The organism is Inquilinus sp. OTU3971 (assembly GCF_038440215.1).
This window is the reverse complement of sequence record NZ_JASATH010000420.1, coordinates 1-1130: the sequence shown is the minus strand read 5'-3', so window position 1 is coordinate 1130 and position 1130 is coordinate 1. Positions and strand designations below refer to the sequence as shown.

General features: G+C 64.7%; 1 protein-coding gene. It reads left to right on the top strand.

What is annotated here, in order from left to right; all coding sequences use genetic code 11:
- Positions 1–54 precede the first annotated feature (54 nt).
- Positions 55–1130, top strand: a 1076-nt coding sequence (locus AAHM41_RS40225; RefSeq protein WP_342242263.1) for an IS630 family transposase, incomplete at its 3' end; no start/stop codon positions are given.

The following is a 1130-nucleotide window of genomic DNA, read 5'->3' as shown; positions in this document are numbered from 1 at the left end:
TACCGGCTCTAACAAAAGGATTCCCACGGTGTGGAAGCGGTGGGAGTCTTGGGGATGGCGAATGACTGGAGCATCTGGCTATCTCCTGAGGATCGGGCGGAGCTGGAGGGCTGTGTGGCGGGCCGCAACACGCCGCAGAAGCTGGTCTGGCGGGCACGGATCGTTCTGATGTGGGCGTCTGGGGCAGGATTGACGGCGATTGTGCGGGCGACCGGCAAGACCAAGCGGACGGCCTACCGCTGGCGCGACCGCTACCTGGAGCGCGGGATTGAGGGGCTGAAGCGTGACGCCAGCCGACCTGGCCGCAAGCCGCCGCTCAGCGCCGCTATGATCGAGCGGGTGGTCGGGATGACGCTGCATGAGAAGCCGCCGGCAGCGACGCACTGGAGCGCCCGCACGATGGGCAAGGCGGTGGGGCTCAGCCACTCCAGCGTGCAGCGGATCTGGGCGGCGCACGGGCTGAAGCCGCATCTGACCAAGACCTTCAAGCTGTCGAACGACAAGCACTTCGTCGAGAAGGTCCAGGACGTCGTGGGGCTTTACCTCGATCCGCCCGACAAGGCGCTGGTGCTCTCGGTCGACGAGAAGAGCCAGATCCAGGCGCTGGATCGCACCCAGCCCGGTCTGCCGATGAAGAAGGGGCGGGCTGGGACGATGACGCACGACTACAAGCGCCACGGCACCACGACGCTGTTCGCGGCCCTCGACGTGGCCACCGGCCAGGTGATCGGCCAATGCATGAAGCGGCACCGTCATCAGGACTGGCTCCGGTTCCTGCGCGCCATCGACCGCAGCACGCCCAAGACACTCGACCTTCATCTGATCGCCGACAACTACGCCACCCACAAGCACGCCAAGGTCAAAGCGTGGCTCGAGCGCCACCCGCGCTTTCACATGCACTTCACGCCCACCTCGGCCTCCTGGCTCAACCAGGTCGAGCGGTTCTTCGGCCTGATTACCGAAAAGCGCATCCGCCGCGGCGTCTTCCGCAGCGTCCCTGAACTCGAAGCCGCGATCCACGACTACTTGGAACATCACAATGCCAACCCGAAACTCTTCGTCTGGACCAAGTCGGCCGCCGATATCCTCGGAAAAGTCGCTCTCGGACGACAAGCGTTAGAGTCGGAACA